Here is an 18,562-nt window from a genome sequence, read left to right as displayed (position 1 = left end):
ATCCTGGAGAGGTGTTTGGAAGAAATAAAGAAGCAACCGAGACCGTAGCGGATCAATCAGCGAAGTCGACTGAGAAAGCAGATCCGCGTGCGGGTAAGGGCGCGCCCACTCCTAGCCGTAAGGAGCAGGAAGCCGCACGCAAGCGCCCGCTGGTGCCCAATGACCGTTCAGCTGCACGGGTAGCGGACCGGGAAGCCCGCCGGGAGGCTCAGCTGAAGACTCGTGCCGCGCTGGATACCGGCGACGAGAGGTTTCTTCCGTTCCGGGACAAAGGCCCGCAAAAGCGCTTTGCTCGTGATTTCGTCGACGTCCGCACTAATCTGGGCGAATTCGTGATGTTCATCGCCCTGGCCATTGTGGTGCTGACCCTTTTCTTCCCCGATGCCTCTTTGGTCTCGGTGACCTTCATCATCTTCTGGCTGATGGTCGTCGCGGTGGTGATCGACTCGATCTTCATGGGTCGCCGGCTCAAAAAGCGGCTGATCGCGAAATTCGGCACCGTCGATCAAGGCGTCGTCTGGTATGCGACCATGAGATCCCTGCAGTTCCGCCGTCTGCGGTTGCCCAAACCGCAAGTCAAGCGCGGCCAGAAGCTCGACTGAAAAACTGCTCGAACGCGCTGAGCGCCTCGCCTGTTTTCGCTGGTTTTCCGGAGGGCTGGCTACTTGCGGAGCTTGAGTAGATCTCGGTTGATCTTCGAGACCCAGAACGGCCCCTCGTAGAGGAACGCGGTGTACCCCTGCACCAGAGTCGCCCCGGCGTCCAGCCGCTGCTGAACATCTTCCGCCGTCTCAACTCCGCCGACGGAGATAATGGTCAATGACTCCCCCGCCGCTGCTTTCACCCTGCGCAGCACGGCCAGGGAACGGGCTTTGAGCGGTGCTCCCGAAAGACCCCCGACGCCGAGTTCCATCACCTTCTCTGGCTCGGTGCTCAGCCCCTGCCGGGTAATGGTTGTATTGGTGCAGATGATCCCGTCCAATTGAAGCTCAAGAGCCAACTCGGTCACCGCATCGATATCCGCATCGGAGAGATCCGGGGCTATCTTCACCAACAGGGGAACCCGGTGTCCGGCCGCTTCCAGCGCAGCGTTACTGACCTCGCTGAGCAAGGGCCGCAACGATCGGACATCTTGCAAGAGTCGAAGGCCGGGGGTGTTCGGAGAGGAAACATTGACCACCAGGTAGTCCGCAATGGCAGCGAGTTCCCGGGTACTGACTAAATAGTCCTCGACAGCATCGGCAAGATCCACTTTCTTGGTCTTACCGATATTGACGCCGATCACCGGCCGTGCTTGCCGGTAGCGGCGTTCCAGTACCTGTTTGGCGTGCCGCAAGCGCGGCGCTACCGAGGCCGCGCCGTCGTTGTTGAAGCCCATCCGATTGATCAGCGCCCTGTCCTGCACCAAGCGAAAGAGCCGTGGCTGCGGGTTCCCTGGCTGGGCTTGCCCGGTGATGGTCCCCACTTCGACGTGCCCGAAACCAAGATTGGCGAGAGCCGGGATGCCGTGCCCCTCTTTGTCGAAGCCTGCGGCCAGTCCGAAAGGCGAAGGGAAGACCCGGCCGAGTGCGTGCACTCGAAGTTCTGCTGAAGGCTTAGTGAGTTTTCTCAGCACTCCACCTGCCCCCAGCCGATCTGCCAGCCTGACCATGCCGAAGCCGATTCGATGGGCACGTTCGGCATCCATTCCGGAAAAGACCACACGGAAGAAAGTGGGGTAAAAGCGCATGGTCTTCATTTTCCTGCCCCTGAGCGGCATCGCCAAACCGGTGGTGACTTCGCGAACCGCCGAGCGGGGTTAGCATGAAATATGGCAGCCACTCAGGACTCAGCAGATCTCATTGTTATTGGCGCAGGATTGGCCGGCATCGTCGCGGCCTGCGAGGCCTATAACGCCGGACGCAACGTTATTTTGCTCGATCAGGAGCCCGAAGCCTCGCTTGGCGGCCAGGCATTCTGGTCCTTCGGCGGAATGTTCTTAGTAGATTCCCCCGAGCAACGGCACCTGGGCGTCAAGGATTCCGAGGAACTCGCTTTGGCGGACTGGTTTGGCACGGCGGACTTCGATAGGCCCGAGGATTATTGGCCACGAGAGTGGGCCAAGGCCTATGTGCATTTCGCGGCAACCGAGAAACGCACCTGGCTGCATTCGCTGGGCGTCCGGTTCTTCCCCTTGGTGCAATGGGCTGAACGAGGCGGCTATGACGCTGAAGGACACGGCAATTCGGTTCCTCGGTTCCACATCACCTGGGGCACCGGCCCCGGTATTTTGGCACCTTTTCTGATTAAGCTCGCCGAAGGGGTCAGCGAAGGAAAAGTTCGAATACTCTATCGTCATCGTGCCACGGAGCTCGTCTCCGTCGCCGGGCGAATCAGCGGCGTACGGGGAGAAATCCTGGAACCATCCGATGTCGCTCGGGGCGAGCAGAGCAGCCGCAAGGTAGTCGGTGAATTCGACGTCTCCGCTCAGGTGGTTCTGGTCACCACCGGTGGGATCGGCGGCAATCACCGAAAGGTCAGGGAGCAGTGGCCCGAGGGCAAAGCACCTGATTACCTGATCTCTGGAGTGCCAGCCTCAGTCGATGGGGAATTCCAAGACGCGGTGGAATCAGTCGGCGGCACCCTGATCAATACCGATCGGATGTGGCATTACCCAGAAGGTATTCACAACTGGGATCCGATCTGGCCCAAGCATGGGATCCGTATCTTACCGGGGCCCTCCTCACTGTGGCTGGACGCCACGGGAAAGAAGCTTCCGACGCCACTCTTTCCGGGGTTTGACTCGCTCGGCTCGGTCAGGCACATCGTGGCGAGCGGCTATCAGCATTCCTGGTTCGTGCTCAATAAAACGATCATCGGCAAGGAATTTGCGCTCTCCGGTTCGGAGCAGAACCCCGATCTGACGGGTAAAGACATTCCCGCCCTCGCGAAACGCGCGATGACCAGTGTACCTGCTCCGGTACAGGCTTTCCTCGATCACGGAGTCGATTTCTTGCAGGCTGGCACTCCGGAGGAGTTGGCGGTCAAAATGAATGCCTTGATCGGCGAAGAGCTGATCAGCGGGACCAGGCTGCGGGAGATGATCGAGGCACGGGATCGTCAGGTGGCCACCGGTTTAGGAAAGGACACCCAGCTCAATGCGATTCGAGAGGCTCGACGATTCGCCACCGACAAGATCATGCGCGTGGTGCCACCCCATCAGATGCTCGCCAAAGAACACGGCCCACTGATCGCGGTCAGGCTCTCGATTCTGACCCGTAAGTCCTTGGGCGGAATCCAAACAAATCTCGACGGCCAGGTGATCGGAACCGATGGAGATCCGATTGATGGTCTCTATGCCGCTGGTGAGGCCGCTGGCTTCGGAGGCGGTGGAGTGCATGGCTATCGGGCTTTGGAGGGCACCTTCCTAGGCGGTTGTCTCTTCTCCGGGCGCACTGCGGGACGAGCTGCCGCCCGAGCCTGCGGGTGAGTTGAATGACTGAACTTCGCTGGGAGCAGGACGTGCTCGGTCCCGGCTACGAATCCACCGTGCTCGATGTTGGACGCGACGGCGCTGAACATGAGATCGCCACCCTGGTCAGGCATTTCCCGGAGTCGCAGCCGGCACTGCCTCACCAGGCGGTGCTTTTCATCCACGGCTGGAGCGATTACTTCTTCAATACCGAATTGGCTGAATTCTTCACTGAACTGGGAGTCGCCTTTTATGCGCTTGACCTGCACAATCACGGACGTAGTCTTCGGGATCACAGCGTCGGCGGATTCGTCGCTGACCTCGAGGATTACGATACGGAATTGAGCAAAGCGCTCAAGGTCGTCGTCGAGGATTTGCATGAGCACTATGGCCGGTCAGATCAATCACCTCAGGTCGCGCTGATGGGGCATTCCACCGGAGGCCTGGTCGCGGCGTTATGGACCAGCCGGTTTCCGGAGACAGTGAGCCATCTGATTCTCAATAGCCCGTGGCTGGAAATGCATGGAAGTTCCTTTGTGCGTTATGGCATGTATTCCATGGTGGAACCGCTGGCCCGCTGGTGGCCGCAAAGCCGGATCAAGGCACCCGAAAGGAATTTTTACTGGCGTTCCATCTCCTCGCATGCCGAGGGTGAATGGGATCTCGATGACCGCTTACGCCCTCCGCTGGCCTTTCCGATGCGCTGGGGCTGGATGAGCGCTATTCTGGCCGGCCAGGCCCAAGTGGCTCGCGGTCTGGACATTCCCGTGCCTATCCTGGTGATGATGAGTGCTCGTAGCTTGAATGGACCGCGCTGGCGTGAAGGCATGCGCAGCGCCGATGCCGTACTCGATATCCAGACCATGGCAGCCCGTGCGATCACGCTGGGGCAGAGCGTCAGTATAGAAAAGATCGACGGCGGACTGCACGATGTGCTGCTCTCCGAAAGACCAGTGCGCGAAGAGGCTTATGCGCGACTGCGGCGTTGGCTGCAAGGTTATATGCTCGTCCCGGATCCCCGAGATGAGAAGAATGGGAGTGCAGGATGACGGTGGAGACGGCTACCCGTGCTCAGTGGGAGCAGGATTTCCTGGGTCCTGGCTATCAAAAACTGACTCTCGACTTGGACTCAGATGAAGAGGGCCCGGTCGTCGCCACCCTGGTGCGGCACCGTCCGAAGCGCAAACCCGTACCCGATAGGAGCTGGTGGCAGCGAGTTGTCGAGCTCAAGCCCAGCGAATCCTCGCATCCCGAGGAGGTCGTGCTCTACCTTCATGGCTGGGCGGATTATTTCTTCCAAACTGAGCTCGCTGAATTTTTCACCGAACGCGGGATCAATTTTTATGCACTGGATCTGCGCAAATACGGCCGCAGCTTACGAGAAGGACAGTCTGAGGGTTTCACTGAAGACCTGGCGATCTACGATGAGGACCTAGCCGCCGCCCTGGAGGCGATCGGCGCGGATCTGGGTCACGACTGCCGAATCCATCTGCTCGCTCACTCGCTCGGTGCTCTGATCGCCACGCTCTGGGCCGATCGGCACCCCGGAATCTTATCGTCCCTCATTCTCAACGGACCGTGGCTGGAACTGCAGGGCAGCCGTTTTCTGCGGCAGATCGCCACCCACCTGGTGGACCCCTTTGTCCGTTCAGATCCGAAGCGAGTCTTCAATCATCCGGATATGACTGCTTATTGGCAGTCGGTGAGCAGCACGGCGCACGGTGAATGGGATCTCGATCCCCGCTGGCGCCCGGCTAACTCATTCCCGTTCCGAGCGGGCTGGATCAAAGCGGTGCTGAACGGCCATGCCCAGGTCTCAAAGGGGCTCAGCATTCAGGCTCCAATTCTGATGCTGCTCTCCGAGAAAACCCTTATTCAAGCGGATTGGAGCGAGCAGATGCAGGGAGTCGACGCTGTGATCGACGTCCAGCAGATGGCCAAGCTGGGCCTGCAGATCGGGCATCGAGTGATGGTCAACCGCTATTCCGGCGGGCTCCACGACATCTTCCTCTCGCGGCAGTCCGTCAGGGACGCCGCTTACGCCGATATCGGTCACTGGATGCGCGCCTACGGCCCGGAGAACTAGCCGGTGATGAATTAGTCGGTGATGACCTAGCCGGTCACCGCAGAAGCATCGATCGCGCCGCCATAGCGGCGGTCTCGGCGGGCATAGATATCGACTGCCTCCCAGAGAGTTCTCCGATCGACATCCGGCCAGAGGGTGTCCAGGAAGACGAACTCGGCGTAGGCACTCTGCCACAGCACGAAGTTCGAAAGCCGTTGTTCACCGCTGGATCTCATGAAAAGATCGACGTCCGGAACATCGGGCAGATAGAGATGCTTCTGAATGGTGCGTTCAGTGATCGCCGAGGCTTTGAGCCTACCGGCTTCCACTTCTCGGGCGATCGAGGAAACCGCATCGGCCAGTTCCGCTCGGCCTCCGTAGTTGACGCACATGGTCAAGGTAATGGTGTCGTTGTCCTTGGTCCGCTCTTGGGCGATCTCAAGCTCTTTGATCACCGAGCCCCAGAGCCGGGGTTTCCGCCCTGACCAGCGCACCCGCACACCCCAGGCGTCCAGCTGATCCCGCTGCCTGCGCAGCACATCACGATTGAAGCCCATCAGGAAGCGCACTTCTTCCGGGGAGCGCCGCCAATTCTCCGTGGAAAAGGCGTAGACAGTGACGTATTTGATGCCCAGTTCAATCGCACCCGCCATGACGTCGAGCAATGCGGGCTCCCCCGCTTTGTGCCCTTCGATCCGGGTCAGGCCACGCTGATTAGCCCAGCGTCCGTTGCCGTCCATCACGATGGCGACGTGCTGCGGGATCAACTCAGCCGGTATTTGTGGTTTGACGGCACCTGATGGGTGCGACCAGGGAGCCTGCACCTCTGGTTTAGCGGTGCTTCGGGTGGATCGTCGAGCCATTATTTCTCAGTTTCTCTCTACCAGACGCAACGAGCGCACATTGCGCTCCAAATGCCACTGCACAAAGCTGGCCACCAGTCCGGCGGCCTCCCGCCGGTTTGCCGGTTCAGAGACATCTGCCACTGCCCAATCTCCGCTGAGCAGCGCAGCCAGCAGCCGCATCGTTTCCACGGAGGGCGAGGGTGAGCCAGGAGGCCTGCAGTCATGGCACACCGCACCTCCGAGCGCGGCTGAGAAGGCTGTGTGCGGGCCGGTCGCGCCGCAGCGAGCACAGGCATCAAAACTCGGTGCCCAACCCGCCGTGGCCAAAGAACGCAGAAGATATGAATCGAGAATCAACTCGGCGGCATGGTCGCCGCGAGACAACGCCGCAAGAGCTCCGACCAGCAGCCGGTACTGCGCTCCCGCAGACTCAGAATCTGCGTCTGTGAGCTTCTCAGCTGTCTCTGCCATCGCGGTGGCGACAGTATAGCGGTCATAATGGGCAGCGATCGATTGCCCATAAGAGCTTTTAGTGACTGCCTGGGAAATGATATCGAGAGTACGTCCGGCGACTAATTGCAGATCTGAGACCATAAAAGGCTCCAACCGGCCACCGAATTTACTGGAAGTCCTGCGGACTCCCTTAGCGACAGCGCGAATCTGACCATGATCACTGGTCAGCAAGGTGATGATCCGATCAGCCTCTCCGAGCTTATGGGTGCGCAACACAACGGCGTCCACCCGGTAGGTGCGCGCTGCGAAAGAAGAGTGTGCGGCCACCGCTTCATTCTGCCACCTCAGCGGCCCAAGACCCCGGATTGACCGGCCGAACTTTAACGTTGAAGGTGTGGCCCCCGACGCCGGGAACCACACCTTCAACCCTCAGTCATCAAGACAGGAATGAGCCGGTCTCAGTGACCCGGCAGAACCCCGACCTTCAGATTGTCCCAATCGGACTTCGTCAGCTCGTGTTCGGTGTGCTCCACCGAGGAAGGCGTCCGGGATTCTGCCAGGCTTCCCGAGCCGCCGACCGAGCCACCACCGAACTGGATGCTGGCCCAGTTATTGGAGGAGCCCAGTGTGCTCTTGCCGCCGCTCTTATTGATATCGCTCGACACGCCGCTGGTCAGCGAACCGTTGCAGTTCCAGTCGATCGGCTGGCTAGCGTTGACCGCGGTAGTTCGCGCGGTCTTATCCGGGCAGAACCAGGTGGTCTTCCACGCTGAAGCCGAAGCACCCAAACCGTTGGATTCATTGAGACTGTTCTCGTTCAGCGAGCCCGGGTTCACACTGGAGTATCCGAAGTAGGAGGTGCCATCGGCCTTCGGCACCCCGCCGAACTGGAAGGTGTAGTTCATCACCGAAAGGTAGTTGGGCTTGTAGTTAACGCTGTCATTGCCGCCGTGGGTGAAGCCCAGGGTATGGCCGAACTCGTGGACGAAAGTGCCGACCTGCATATCCTGAGTCACCGTCCAGCCACACCGCGGTCCCATCGTGACCACGAAGGTGTCGTTGGGGATCGCGAAAGCGTTGCCGCTACTGCAGCTGCTGTCGTAGTCATCCGCCCAGAGCATGTAATAGAACACCGCGGCCCGCTTCGAATCGAAGTTCGCCGACTTGATCGCATTGGTCTGTGAAAGCACCGGGCTCAGATTGGAATCATAGGGGACCTGATTGCCGCCGCCCAGGTTGTAAGTGCCGCCACCGGCGACGCCGGCATCCAGGTGGAGCTTGATCCCGCTCACCCCATCGGGGTTGCTGATCGGTGAACTGGCGAAGACATCGACGATCCGGTCGAAGGCCACCGTGCTGCTCGGCAGACGGCCCGCCATATAGTCCATCTCCACAAAGAGGTCTTTGTGGTTGGGATCCGCGCCCATCGCTGGAAGGTCGACGTCGATTACGCCGTCTCCATTGGCATCGTAGCCTTGGGTTTCCCAGATATCTGGCAATGTATCGCCATCGGTATCGGCCAAGGCTGCGGGAGCCGCATTGGCCGACGTCGCGAAGATCGCGGTCGCTCCGATGCCGCTCAAACCAAGTGTGAGGACGGCTGTGGCCGCCAGAAACTTGGCCCGTGAAGATTTATCTGACATGGTGAAGACCTTTCCTGAAGAGGGCTTTTGCCTTTGCCAGAAATCCGCTCCGCTGAGTGGCACGTCTTTATGCCACTCAATCTGAGAGGTTCCGGGTGCCTAAGCACCCTCACAGGAATACAGGTATTTGCTGAAAATTACCTGGGAATGAGCTTTTTAATTCTTTCAAAGCTGTGTACGGACAGCTCGTGGGTGGTCTCACCCGACGGTTCAAAACCGCGTGAAACCACCCGCGAAATCCACCTCGAAACAGAGGCTCTAAGCTGCGCGAGTATCTCGAATCGCTCTGTTGACAGCGGAGATCACTGCCTTGAGGGAGGACGTCGTGGTGTTCGGATCGATTCCGACGCCCCACAGTACGCGATCCCCCACAGCACATTCCACATAGGAGGCCGCCTGTGCACTGCCGCCCTCGGAAAGCGCGTGCTCGGTGTAGTCGAGCACCCGCAGATCCACGCCGTCTTCCCGGAGGATGGTCAGCAGCGCGGCGATCGGGCCGTTTCCGGTGCCGGTGCGCCGCTGCTCCACGCCGTCGATCGTCATGGTGGCACTGAGCGTCGTCGAACCGTCATCGCCGGCCTCAACGCTGGTAGAGCCCAGCGCATAACGCCCCCACTGCCCCGCTGCATTGGTATCCGGGCTGGGCAGGTACTCATCGATGAAGGCATCCCACAGCTCATTGCCGCTCACCTCACCGCCAGCGGTGTCCGTGCGCCGCTGAATGACCGAGGAGAACTCGATCTGAGCACGGCGCGGCAGGTCGAGGTTGTGCTCATTCTTGAGCAAGTAAGCCACCCCGCCCTTACCCGACTGAGAGTTGACTCTGATCACGGCTTCATAGCTGCGGCCCAGGTCTTTGGGATCAACCGGCAGGTACGGAACCGCCCAGACTGCATCCTTGACCTCTACCCCAGCGGCCGCGGCGTCCCGTTCCAGGGCCTCGAAGCCCTTCTTAATGGCATCTTGATGTGAGCCGGAGAAAGCGGTGAAGACCAGATCTCCGCCATAAGGCATACGTTCCGGCACCGGGAGCTGATTACAGTACTCAACGGTGCGCCGGATCTCGTCGATATCTGAGAAATCAATCATCGGGTCCACACCCTGGCTGAACAGGTTCAGGCCGAGAGTTACTAGATCGACGTTCCCGGTGCGCTCTCCGTTACCGAAAAGACAGCCTTCGATGCGATCCGCGCCAGCCAGGTAACCCAATTCCGCCGCCGCGACGCCGGTGCCGCGGTCATTATGGGGGTGCAGGCTCAGGATGATGCCTTCCCGCGGGTGCAGATGACGGCTCATCCATTCAATGGAATCCGCGTACACGTTAGGAGTGATCATCTCCACGGTGGCAGGCAGGTTCACAATCACTTGATTGTCCGCGGAAGCTTCGAAAATATCGGCCACGGCGTTGCAGACCCGGACCGCATAGTCCAGCTCGGTGCCGGTGAAGGATTCGGGTGAATACTCATAGGTGATCTTGGTATCGCCCAAGGTCTCCTGATACTTCTTGCAGAGCAGCGCGCCCTGGGTGGCGATCGCCATCACGCCGTCCTGATCTTCATTGAAGACCACCCTGCGTTGCAGCACCGAAGTGGAGTTGTAGAGGTGCACGATCGCTTGCTTGGCGCCCATCAAGGATTCATAGGTGCGTTCAATCAGGTGCTCCCGAGCCTGGGTGAGCACCTGGATGGTGACGTCCTCGGGAATGCGATTGCCTTCGATCAGCTGCCGGACGAAGTCAAAATCCGTCTGGGAAGCCGAGGGGAAACCCACCTCGATCTCCTTGTAACCCATCCGGACCAGCAATTCGAACATCTTCAGCTTGCGTGCCGGGCTCATTGGATCGATCAAGGCCTGGTTGCCATCGCGCAGGTCGACGGCGCACCAGCGCGGAGCCTTAGTGATCCGTTTCTCCGGCCAGCTCCGATCGGGTAGCGAAACCTCGATCTGCTCGTGGAACGGCAAATAGCGGTGGATGGGCATTCCGGAAGGTTTTTGAGCGTTTCGCATGGCGGCAGGCCTTTTCTCTGGGTTCTGGTGATTTCCGGGCCGGGGTACAGCAAAACTCCGCGGCGAGGAATCGGCCTGTCCAAGAATCGACTCGCTCCAGGGAGCGGGATTAGCGGGTTATGACCTCGCCGCGGCAGCTAAGAAGAAGAATTCCAGCGCGCACAAAAGTAGCCTAGCACGGCGCGTAGGATGAAAGTGAACCAGGTTACATCGGCGGATCGGCGCGTTTTTAGACGCTCCAAAGACCCTTCGTCTCCTGGTAGTCCGATATCCCAGAACTAGCTGAAAGAGACATCGATGACGCCGTCAGGCACCTCCTCAGATATCGACCAGAGCACTTTTGACCCTCAGAGCAGACCCCAGGACGACTTGTTCCGTTACGTCAATGGAAGATGGCTGGACTCTCACGAGATCCCGGCGGACCGATCATCCGCGGGCTCTTTCATGGATCTTCGGGATGAGTCCGAGCTGGCGGTCCGTGAACTGATCGAAACCGCTGCTGGTAAGACGGACGGTACCGCCGAAGAGCGGAAGGTCGGCGATCTTTATGCGAGTTTCATGGACGATCAAGCTGTTGACGCCGCGGGAATCAGCCCGCTGACCGACACCATCAGGGCGATCTATGCCACCCAGAACGCGGAAGACCTGCTAGCGCTGACCGGGAAGTTGCAACGCGGCGAAACCAGCGGTCCGATTGGCTTCTATGTCTACAACGACCCGGGCGATCCAACGCGTTATCTATTCCAGATCGGCCAGAGCGGGCTTGGTCTGCCGGATGAGGCCTATTACCGGGAAGAGAAATCCGCCGAGCTGAGGCAGAAATATCAGCAGCATATCGCCAAGATGCTGGCCCTAGCAGGGGTCGCAGAAGCAGCTACCGCAGCCGAGCGCGTGATGGCTCTGGAGACCGCCCTGGCCTTAGGGCACTGGGATAAGGTCACCCTGCGGGACCCCCAGAAGACCTATAACTTATTGAGCCACAGCGAAGTCCTGGAACTGATGCCGAGCTTCGGGATCTGGCTTGAAGCGCTAGGAGTCTCCGAACAGCAGACCGCCGAGATCGTGGTGAGTACCCCTGATTTCTTCAGGACGTTGCAGCAGTTACTGCAAGCGCAGCCCCTTGAAGCCTGGCAGGACTGGCTGACCATGAGAGTCATCTCTTCGGCGGCTCCTTATTTGTCTTCGGACGTGGTGGCGGAGAACTTTGCCTTCTACGGCACCGCACTCAGCGGAGCCACCGAGATCCGCGAGCGTTGGAAACGCGGTGTGGGGCTGGTGGAGAACTGCCTTGGCGAGGCTGTTGGGCAGCTTTACGTAGCCCGGCATTTCCCAGCTTCCCACAAGGCACGCATGGAGAGCCTGGTGGCCGGATTGATCGAGGCCTACCGTGTCTCGATCAAGGAATTGGACTGGATGAGCGAGCAGACCAAGGCTCGGGCCTTGCAGAAACTCGACAAGTTCGTTCCTAAGATCGGTTATCCCAATGTCTGGCAGGACTATTCGGCCTTGCAGATCTCAGCGGACGATCTGCTGGGGAATGTCCGGCGAGCCCATCTCTTTGAGCTCAATCGCCAACTGGCCAGAATCGGTCAGCCGATCGACCGTGAGGAATGGCTCATTACGCCGCAGACGGTCAACGCCTACTACAACCCGACGATGAACGAGATCGTCTTCCCGGCCGCTATTCTGCAGCCTCCCTTCTTCGATGCTGACGCGGACGACGCCGCGAACTTCGGCGGCATCGGGGCGGTGATCGGTCATGAAATCGGTCATGGGTTTGACGATCAGGGATCGCAGTTCGACGGAGATGGTGCGCTGAACAATTGGTGGACCGATGCTGATCGGGAGGCCTTCGAGGCCCGGACCGCGAAACTCGTCGAGCAATATAATGCGCTGAGCCCGCTCGACGCCCCCGATCATCCGCTCAATGGAAAACTCACCCTGGGCGAGAACATCGGTGATCTAGGTGGGCTGAGCATCGCTTTTGCGGCCTGGCAGAGTGCGCTGCAGGGCGCCGATTCGCCAGAGATCGGTGGGCTCAGCGGTGGCGAACGGTTCTTCTTCTCGTGGGCAGCATGCTGGCGCGGCAAAAATCGACCCGAAGAAGCCATCCGGAGGGTTTCGATCGATCCGCATTCCCCCGGGGAATGGCGTTGTAATCAAGTGGTGAAGAACATCGATGCCTTCCACCAGAGTTTCCACACCGAGCAGGGCGATGGACTCTGGCTTGATCCCGCCGATCGGGTGAGAATCTGGTAAAGGCTAGCTGAAGTCAGCCTACATAGCCTCGGCAAGGGCGCAGGGAACGGAAGCCCCTGGCGGTCTTGCCGAGGCTATCTCTTTCAGGATCGCTGAGCATTCAGTACGGCAGGATTAGTGCGGCAGATCATTGACGTCTTGGCATTGAATAGGTTGATTTGCAGTGCCTGCCACGATATCCGAGGGTAAAGCGACTTTGCCGATCTTATGGCCCGAACTGAAATCGGCACCGACGAGTAACTGCACACCGTTCATGGCGGGAGCGGGCGCCAAGGCACTCGCGGGAAGGCCGAAGAGCTCTGCCAGATCCTGGGCGACGTCGGCGAAGCCACTGCCATAGAGCAATTGGGTACTCGCCTGCTCGGGTACCGCTTCACCCTGCGCGGAATTGGTATACCCAGCGCTGCTGAGTAATTGCAGTAACTCCGCAGCCCTGCTCGGAACTCCTGAAGCATTGCTGACGATCACCGGCTGAAGCGCTTTGTTATAGGCTGTGGCCGGCGGTTTGGCGGCGCTGCTGGACGGCGTCGCGCCCTGGGCCGGACTGGATGCCGCGGAACTGGACTTCGGGCTTGCGGTCAAAGGGGTATCGGACTTGATCGCCTGGAAGAGCTGCCCGGCGGCAGGTTCACTGAGTACCAGGCGATTAGTGTCTAGAGCGTCCGCACCCGAAGGAACGGTGACAAAGGCCACCTGGGAGAGATCGACGTCCTTAAGCCGGCTAGCCATGCTGATCAATGCAGCCGGGTTGGAAAGCCCGGAGTCGACCGTGAGATTTCGAGTGACGATATCTGCGATGTTGTACAGTTTCGGTAAATCGGTCAGTGTGCCTTCGCTTTTGATTTTGCGCGTCATCGAGGCCAGGAAGGCTTGCTGAGCCTTGATCCGATCGGTGTCTCCCGCATTGCCGAAGGCGTGCCGAGTGCGCAGGAAAGCCAGCGCCTGGTCACCGGCGATGCTGGATTTCCCGGCGGGCAGATTGAGCCCCGAAGCGGCGTCTTTGACTTCCTTGCTGACGCAGACCTCCACCCCGCCCAAAGCCGTGGTCAGATCCTTGACCGCTTTGAAGTCCGCGAGCATGAAGTGGTCGATAGTGAGTCCGGTGAAGGCATTGATGGTTGCCACCGTGCAGCCCGGACCACCCATCGCCAATGCAGAATTCAGCTGAATGCTCTGCTGGGCTGGCAGCGGATCGCTGCCCTTGGGGTTCTTGCAACCAGGAAACGGCACCATCAAATCGCGCGGAAAGCTGACCACCGAGACGTTTTTCCGGTCGGCTGAAAGATTCATCAGCATCATCACATCTGAATTGCCGTAACCCGAAGAATCCGATTCGCTGCCGTACGCTGAATCCTGACCGGACCTGGTATCGGTCCCCATAATCAGGATCTGGATCGGGTCATGATTGTCATCCGCGACGGGCGCAGCACTGCCCAACCCAGCGTTGAGATCGTCGGTCTTGATATTCCCCTGCAAGTGCAGGAAGAGATAGGCAGCGAAGCCTACGCCCGCTACCAATACCAGGCTGAGCCCGGCTGAGATGATCTTGATCCATAGCGGCACTCTGCGTTCTCGTAGATGCCGGGGCTGCTTGTTTTTCCGCACGGGCTCAGTGGGAGTGCCGGTGGAATCAACATACTGGCGTTCTGAGGAGGCGCCATTGCCCCGATAAATACGGCGACCGCTCATTTAGCAGTACCCTTCGTCGATGACAGAACTCCCTATTCTACTGGAAGGACGCCCAGACAGAGCCAAGTACCGGCTGGGAAGCCGCTGTGCCCGGCACCCGCTCAGAAGCCGAGCTTACCCAATTGCTTGGGATCCCGCTGCCAGTCCTTAGCTACTTTGACGTGCAGATCCAGATAGATCCGAGTACCCAGCAGCTTCTCAATTCCCAAGCGCGCGTTACTACCGACTTCGCGCAAGCGGGAACCGCCTTTGCCGATGATAATGGCTTTCTGCGACGGACGCTCGACATAAAGATTGACGTGAACATCCAATAAGGGATTGTCCGCGCTACGGCCTTCACGCTCCTGGATCTCATCGACGACAACCGCGAGTGAATGCGGGAGCTCTTCGCGGACGCCTTCCAGCGCGGCTTCCCTGACCAGTTCGGCGACCATCACGGCGACCGGTTCATCTGTCAGTTCGCCCTCGGGGTAGAGCGGCGGTGACTCGGGCATATGACCGGCCAGTACCGCCGCGACGGTATCGACCTGGAAGTCCTCGGTAGCGGAGACAGGCACGACGTCGGCAAAGCCCTCGCCGCCCAGCACCTGCTGACCCAGCGCAGATACCGCGAGCAACTGCTCGGTGAGAACTGCCCGACTCACCAGATCGGTTTTAGTGACCAGGGCGATAATGGGTTTGCGTTGCAATTGCGAGAGCTGGTTAGCGATGAACCGGTCCCCCGGGCCGATCTTCTCGTTAGCAGGCAGGCAGAACCCGATCACATCGACCTCGGACAAAGTGCCGGCCACCAGATCGTTCAGCCGCTGCCCCAGCAGAGTGCGCGGGCGATGCAGGCCAGGGGTGTCGACCAAGATGAGTTGGAATTCCTCGCGATGCACAATGCCCCGGATAGTATGCCGCGTGGTCTGCGGTTTCGCCGAGGTGATGGCGACCTTCTGCCCCACCAGGGCATTCGTGAGAGTGGACTTCCCGGCGTTCGGTCGCCCCACCAGCACCGCGAAGCCCGCTCGATAAGGCTTTTTCGTCTCGTTCTCAGTCATGTTCTTCTACTTTCTCGGATAGCTCAGCCTCGTCGTCATCACGATCGTCATCCTGATGAATCAATCTACTCGCGATCAGATGGCTGACCCGGTTACGGCGGCCCTCAAGTCGCTCGGCTCGCAATTCGATACCATCGACTTGCACTTCGCTGCCGACAATCGGCACTTTCCCTAGGTGCTTGGAGAGCAGACCGCCGACCGTATCCACTTCGTCGTCCTCAAGGTCGACGTCAAAGAGCTCGCCCAGATCGTCCACACTCATCTTGGCACTGATCCGATAGGTATTTGGCCCGATTTCCTCGACCTCAGGATCCTCTGAGTCATATTCATCGACGATCTCGCCGACGATCTCCTCGATCAAGTCCTCAAGGGTGACCAATCCCGCGGTTCCGCCGTATTCGTCGATCACGATCGCCACGTGGGTTGATTCACGTTGCAGTTCTCTGAGTAAATCTCCAACAGCCTTGGAATCCGGGACGTAGCGCACTTCGCGACTCAGCAATTCCACCGAGGGGGCTGCTTCATCCCGGCCGAGTCGTTGCTGAGTGGCCACTACATCCTTGAGATAGAGCACTCCGAGTACCTGGTCCGAGTCCTCACCGATCACCGGGATCCTGGAATAGCCGGATCGGATGAACAGCGCCAGAGCCTGCTTCAGCGTGGAACCGCGTTCGATGCTCACGATATCGGTTCTGGGCACCATGACCGCCCGGACCAGCGTGTCATCGAGTTCGAATACACTCTGGATCAGCTCGGCCTCATCGTCTTCGATCATGTCCGATTCGCTGGCCCGATCGACGAATTCACGGAACTCCTCTTCCGAGGCGAAAGCTGTTTCAGCTCTGGGAGCACCGGGGGCGAACACATTGCCCACCCTGATCAGCCAGCGTGGGATCGGGCCCAGAATCCAGCAGAGCAAGCGAATCAGCCAGGCGGTGGCACGCGCTACCGATAAAGGATGGAGTCTGCCGAATTGCCGGGGCGAAACTCCGACCAAAACGAATCCGATGGCGGCCATCACCGCGGTGGCGAGCAGACCCGCGATCCAGATGTTATCGATCAGGTTCAAGAACAACATGGCCACCGCCACGGCGGCGGCCATCTCGAACCAGATTCGCCAGAATCTCAGGGCATTCTGATGCGCCACCGGATGATCCAGGATGGTTCGCAGACTGGCTTGGCGATTCCGTCGAACCGGATCGCGTTCCTCCTGGATGGTCTCAACCTCATGACGGGGCAGGAAGTTGAGCGCAGCCTCCGACATGGTGATGACAGCAGCGATGACGATAAAAGCAAGGGCCATTGCCGTCAAAATGGCAGTGATCACGCGGTAGTCTCCGCTGGGGCATCCCGACCGAGGAATCCACTCAGCAGTTCACGCTGCAAGCCGAACATCTCGGCTTTTTCCTCGGGCTCGGCGTGGTCGTAGCCCACCAGGTGCAGAATGCCGTGCGTGGCGAGCAGCAGAATCTCATCCTCAACGCTGTGACCGCCAGCAGCGGCCTGTTCCGCGGCGACCTGCGGGCAGATCACGATATCACCCAGCAGACCGTTCGGAGCAGGTTTTGCCGAGGTGCCCGGTCGCAGCTCGTCCATCGGGAATGAAAGCACATCGGTGGCCCCGGGCTCGTCCATCCACTCCAGATGGAGCTTCTCGATCGCTTCGCGATCGGCCAAAATCACTGAGAGCTCGGTCTGCGGGTGCAGATAGAGATGATCGAAGATATACCGCACTAAGCGGACGATCTCCTCCTCATTGGCCTCGACCCCGGATTCGTTATTGACTTCGACACTCATGATTTTCCGTTCTGCTGAGCCTGTTCGTTCCAGCGGGCATAGGCGGTGACGATATCCCCCACCAGCCGGTGCCGAACGACGTCGGCGGCTTCCAGGTTGGCGAAGGAGATGCCGTCGATCTGCTGAAGAATGCCTTCGACGACCCGCAGCCCCGAGCGAACGCCTCCCGGCAGATCAACCTGCGTAATATCGCCGGTGACTACCATTTTGGAGCCAAATCCCAACCGGGTAAGGAACATCTTCATCTGCTCGGCGGTGGTGTTCTGGGCTTCATCCAGGATGATGAAGGCGTCGTTGAGCGTGCGTCCGCGCATATAGGCCAATGGTGCGACCTCAATGGTGCCGGCGGCCATCAAACGGGGGATGCTCTCCGGGTCGATCATGTCGTGCAGAGCGTCATAGAGCGGGCGAAGATATGGGTCGATCTTGTCGCTGAGCGTTCCGGGCAGGAAGCCCAGCCGCTCCCCCGCCTCCACCGCGGGTCTGGTCAGAATGATTCGGCTGACTTCCTTCTGCTGCAGCGCCTGCACCGCCTTCGCCATTGCCAGATAGGTTTTACCGGTGCCAGCCGGTCCTATTCCGAAGACAATGGTATTGGCGTCAATTGAGTCGACGTAGCTTTTCTGATTCAGTGTCTTGGGGCGGATGGTCCGGCCTCGGCTGGTCAGAATATTATGGGTGAGGACGTCGACAGGATTCGCCGGGGCCTGCGCCGCCAGCATGGTCACCAGCTGTTCCACGATCTGCGGAGTGATGACGGTCTGACGCACCACCAATGCTCTGATCTCGTCAAATAGCCTGACAATTCGACGCACCTCGACCTCCGGTCCGGAAACCGAGAGTTCGTTGCCCCGAGCATGAAAATCGATTCCCGGGAAGCTCTTTTCAATCGCGCGCAATGCCTGATCTTCACCGCCCAGCGAGGCAACCATCTGTTCCGGAGAGTCAAAGGTAATGGTCTCGGTACGCACTCCTGCGACGGTCCGCGGGAAGGCGGTCGAACTGAAACTTGCAGTTGATTCAGTCATAGCATCGGCCATACGGCCTTGTGCTCGCTTTCGTTTAAAAGGGCTAGCGGTCTCCTATATCTTAACGTGATTAATCGTTTTCAGGGCACGATGCATTCCAGCAGACCCCACTGTCTCAGCTCTATCTCAAAACTATTTCGATCTGGTTGCAGTTCTTGATCGAGCGCTCAAACTCGGCGTTTCAGTGGTTTCACTATGCCAAGCTGTAAGACGTGCCCATGCACAGACAGCGTCAGATTTGTTAGAGGAGACGAAAGATCAGCCGGAAAATACGCCAAAAAC

15 protein-coding genes are annotated in these 18,562 nt (G+C 59.2%); 5 read left to right on the top strand and 10 right to left on the bottom strand.

Translation table 11 applies throughout. The features are described from left to right. Positions 1–11 precede the first annotated feature (11 nt). Complete coding sequence (locus ABDK06_RS00800; protein ID WP_394940765.1) at positions 12–602, top strand: DUF3043 domain-containing protein; 591 nt, start codon at positions 12–14, stop codon at positions 600–602. Positions 603–661: 59 nt separating this feature from the next. On the opposite strand, the gene ABDK06_RS00795 is transcribed toward ABDK06_RS00800, so the two are convergent. Beyond that, on the bottom strand, positions 662–1,729 hold the full coding sequence (locus ABDK06_RS00795; RefSeq protein WP_394940764.1) for a quinone-dependent dihydroorotate dehydrogenase: 1,068 nt from the start codon (positions 1,727–1,729) through the stop codon (positions 662–664). A gap of 81 nt (positions 1,730–1,810) precedes the next feature. Between ABDK06_RS00795 and ABDK06_RS00790 the strand changes: the two genes are divergently transcribed. From ABDK06_RS00790 to ABDK06_RS00780, 3 genes are read left to right on the top strand one after another with little or no spacing between them, the layout of a single operon-like run. After that, positions 1,811–3,469 (top strand): FAD-binding dehydrogenase, encoded by a 1,659-nt coding sequence (locus tag ABDK06_RS00790; RefSeq protein ID WP_394937931.1) that lies wholly within the window; start codon positions 1,811–1,813, stop codon positions 3,467–3,469. Between the two features lie 5 nt (positions 3,470–3,474). Next, complete coding sequence (locus ABDK06_RS00785; RefSeq protein ID WP_394937929.1) at positions 3,475–4,500, top strand: alpha/beta hydrolase; 1,026 nt, start codon at positions 3,475–3,477, stop codon at positions 4,498–4,500. Continuing rightward, the gene (locus ABDK06_RS00780) at positions 4,497–5,537 is read left to right on the top strand and encodes an alpha/beta hydrolase (protein WP_394937927.1); all 1,041 of its coding nucleotides are present in this window, start codon (positions 4,497–4,499) and stop codon (positions 5,535–5,537) included. The genes ABDK06_RS00785 and ABDK06_RS00780 overlap by 4 nt, the downstream gene beginning before the upstream one ends. A 26-nt stretch (positions 5,538–5,563) precedes the next feature. On the opposite strand, the gene ABDK06_RS00775 is transcribed toward ABDK06_RS00780, so the two are convergent. The 4 genes from ABDK06_RS00775 to leuA all read right to left on the bottom strand — a co-directional run bounded on the left by ABDK06_RS00775 (position 5,564) and on the right by leuA (position 10,464). After that, complete coding sequence (locus tag ABDK06_RS00775; protein WP_394937925.1) at positions 5,564–6,379, bottom strand: isoprenyl transferase; 816 nt, start codon at positions 6,377–6,379, stop codon at positions 5,564–5,566. A 6-nt stretch (positions 6,380–6,385) separates the two neighbouring features. Then, positions 6,386–7,141 carry a DNA repair protein RecO gene (recO, locus tag ABDK06_RS00770; RefSeq protein ID WP_394937923.1) on the bottom strand — a complete coding sequence of 252 codons (756 nt, stop codon included), beginning with the start codon at positions 7,139–7,141 and terminating at the stop codon, positions 6,386–6,388. 131 nt (positions 7,142–7,272) lie between these two features. Continuing rightward, complete coding sequence (locus ABDK06_RS00765; protein WP_394937921.1) at positions 7,273–8,457, bottom strand: hypothetical protein; 1,185 nt, start codon at positions 8,455–8,457, stop codon at positions 7,273–7,275. Positions 8,458–8,715: 258 nt separating this feature from the next. Continuing rightward, on the bottom strand, positions 8,716–10,464 hold the full coding sequence (leuA, locus tag ABDK06_RS00760; RefSeq protein WP_394937919.1) for a 2-isopropylmalate synthase: 1,749 nt from the start codon (positions 10,462–10,464) through the stop codon (positions 8,716–8,718). A gap of 297 nt (positions 10,465–10,761) precedes the next feature. Here leuA and ABDK06_RS00755 point away from each other — a divergent pair, with 297 nt between their 5' ends. Further along, on the top strand, positions 10,762–12,723 hold the full coding sequence (locus tag ABDK06_RS00755; protein ID WP_394937917.1) for a M13 family metallopeptidase: 1,962 nt from the start codon (positions 10,762–10,764) through the stop codon (positions 12,721–12,723). A 114-nt stretch (positions 12,724–12,837) separates the two neighbouring features. On the opposite strand, the gene ABDK06_RS00750 is transcribed toward ABDK06_RS00755, so the two are convergent. From ABDK06_RS00750 to ABDK06_RS00730, 5 genes are all read right to left on the bottom strand, one after another. Further along, positions 12,838–14,412 (bottom strand): LCP family protein, encoded by a 1,575-nt coding sequence (locus ABDK06_RS00750; RefSeq protein ID WP_394937915.1) that lies wholly within the window; start codon positions 14,410–14,412, stop codon positions 12,838–12,840. Positions 14,413–14,513: 101 nt separating this feature from the next. Next, positions 14,514–15,455, bottom strand: a complete 942-nt coding sequence (gene era / locus ABDK06_RS00745; RefSeq protein ID WP_394937913.1) for a GTPase Era — start codon at positions 15,453–15,455, stop codon at positions 14,514–14,516. Further along, positions 15,448–16,782, bottom strand: a complete 1,335-nt coding sequence (locus tag ABDK06_RS00740) for a hemolysin family protein (protein ID WP_394937911.1) — start codon at positions 16,780–16,782, stop codon at positions 15,448–15,450. The genes era and ABDK06_RS00740 overlap by 8 nt, the downstream gene beginning before the upstream one ends. After that, positions 16,779–17,252 (bottom strand): rRNA maturation RNase YbeY, encoded by a 474-nt coding sequence (gene ybeY, locus ABDK06_RS00735; RefSeq protein ID WP_394937909.1) that lies wholly within the window; start codon positions 17,250–17,252, stop codon positions 16,779–16,781. Before ybeY ends, ABDK06_RS00740 begins: the two co-directional genes overlap by 4 nt. Then, positions 17,249–18,280, bottom strand: coding sequence for a PhoH family protein (locus ABDK06_RS00730; protein ID WP_394937907.1), 1,032 nt, complete (start codon positions 18,278–18,280; stop codon positions 17,249–17,251). Before ABDK06_RS00730 ends, ybeY begins: the two co-directional genes overlap by 4 nt. Positions 18,281–18,562: the final 282 nt, after the last annotated feature.

This window comes from Psychromicrobium ferritrahens (genome assembly GCF_043789415.1).
Taxonomy (GTDB): domain Bacteria; phylum Actinomycetota; class Actinomycetes; order Actinomycetales; family Micrococcaceae; genus Renibacterium.
This window is presented reverse-complemented; position numbering and strand designations above follow the sequence as displayed.

Coding starts and splice junctions, on each gene's coding strand:
- ABDK06_RS00795 (WP_394940764.1), bottom strand. CDS start 1,729: ATGCGCTTTTACCCCACTTTCTTCCGTGTGGTCTTTTCCGGAATGGAT.
- ABDK06_RS00790 (WP_394937931.1), top strand. CDS start 1,811: ATGGCAGCCACTCAGGACTCAGCAGATCTCATTGTTATTGGCGCAGGA.
- ABDK06_RS00785 (WP_394937929.1), top strand. CDS start 3,475: ATGACTGAACTTCGCTGGGAGCAGGACGTGCTCGGTCCCGGCTACGAA.
- ABDK06_RS00780 (WP_394937927.1), top strand. CDS start 4,497: ATGACGGTGGAGACGGCTACCCGTGCTCAGTGGGAGCAGGATTTCCTG.
- ABDK06_RS00775 (WP_394937925.1), bottom strand. CDS start 6,379: ATGGCTCGACGATCCACCCGAAGCACCGCTAAACCAGAGGTGCAGGCT.
- ABDK06_RS00765 (WP_394937921.1), bottom strand. CDS start 8,457: ATGTCAGATAAATCTTCACGGGCCAAGTTTCTGGCGGCCACAGCCGTC.
- leuA (WP_394937919.1), bottom strand. CDS start 10,464: ATGCGAAACGCTCAAAAACCTTCCGGAATGCCCATCCACCGCTATTTG.
- ABDK06_RS00755 (WP_394937917.1), top strand. CDS start 10,762: ATGACGCCGTCAGGCACCTCCTCAGATATCGACCAGAGCACTTTTGAC.
- ABDK06_RS00750 (WP_394937915.1), bottom strand. CDS start 14,412: ATGAGCGGTCGCCGTATTTATCGGGGCAATGGCGCCTCCTCAGAACGC.
- era (WP_394937913.1), bottom strand. CDS start 15,455: ATGACTGAGAACGAGACGAAAAAGCCTTATCGAGCGGGCTTCGCGGTG.
- ybeY (WP_394937909.1), bottom strand. CDS start 17,252: ATGAGTGTCGAAGTCAATAACGAATCCGGGGTCGAGGCCAATGAGGAG.
- ABDK06_RS00730 (WP_394937907.1), bottom strand. CDS start 18,280: ATGACTGAATCAACTGCAAGTTTCAGTTCGACCGCCTTCCCGCGGACC.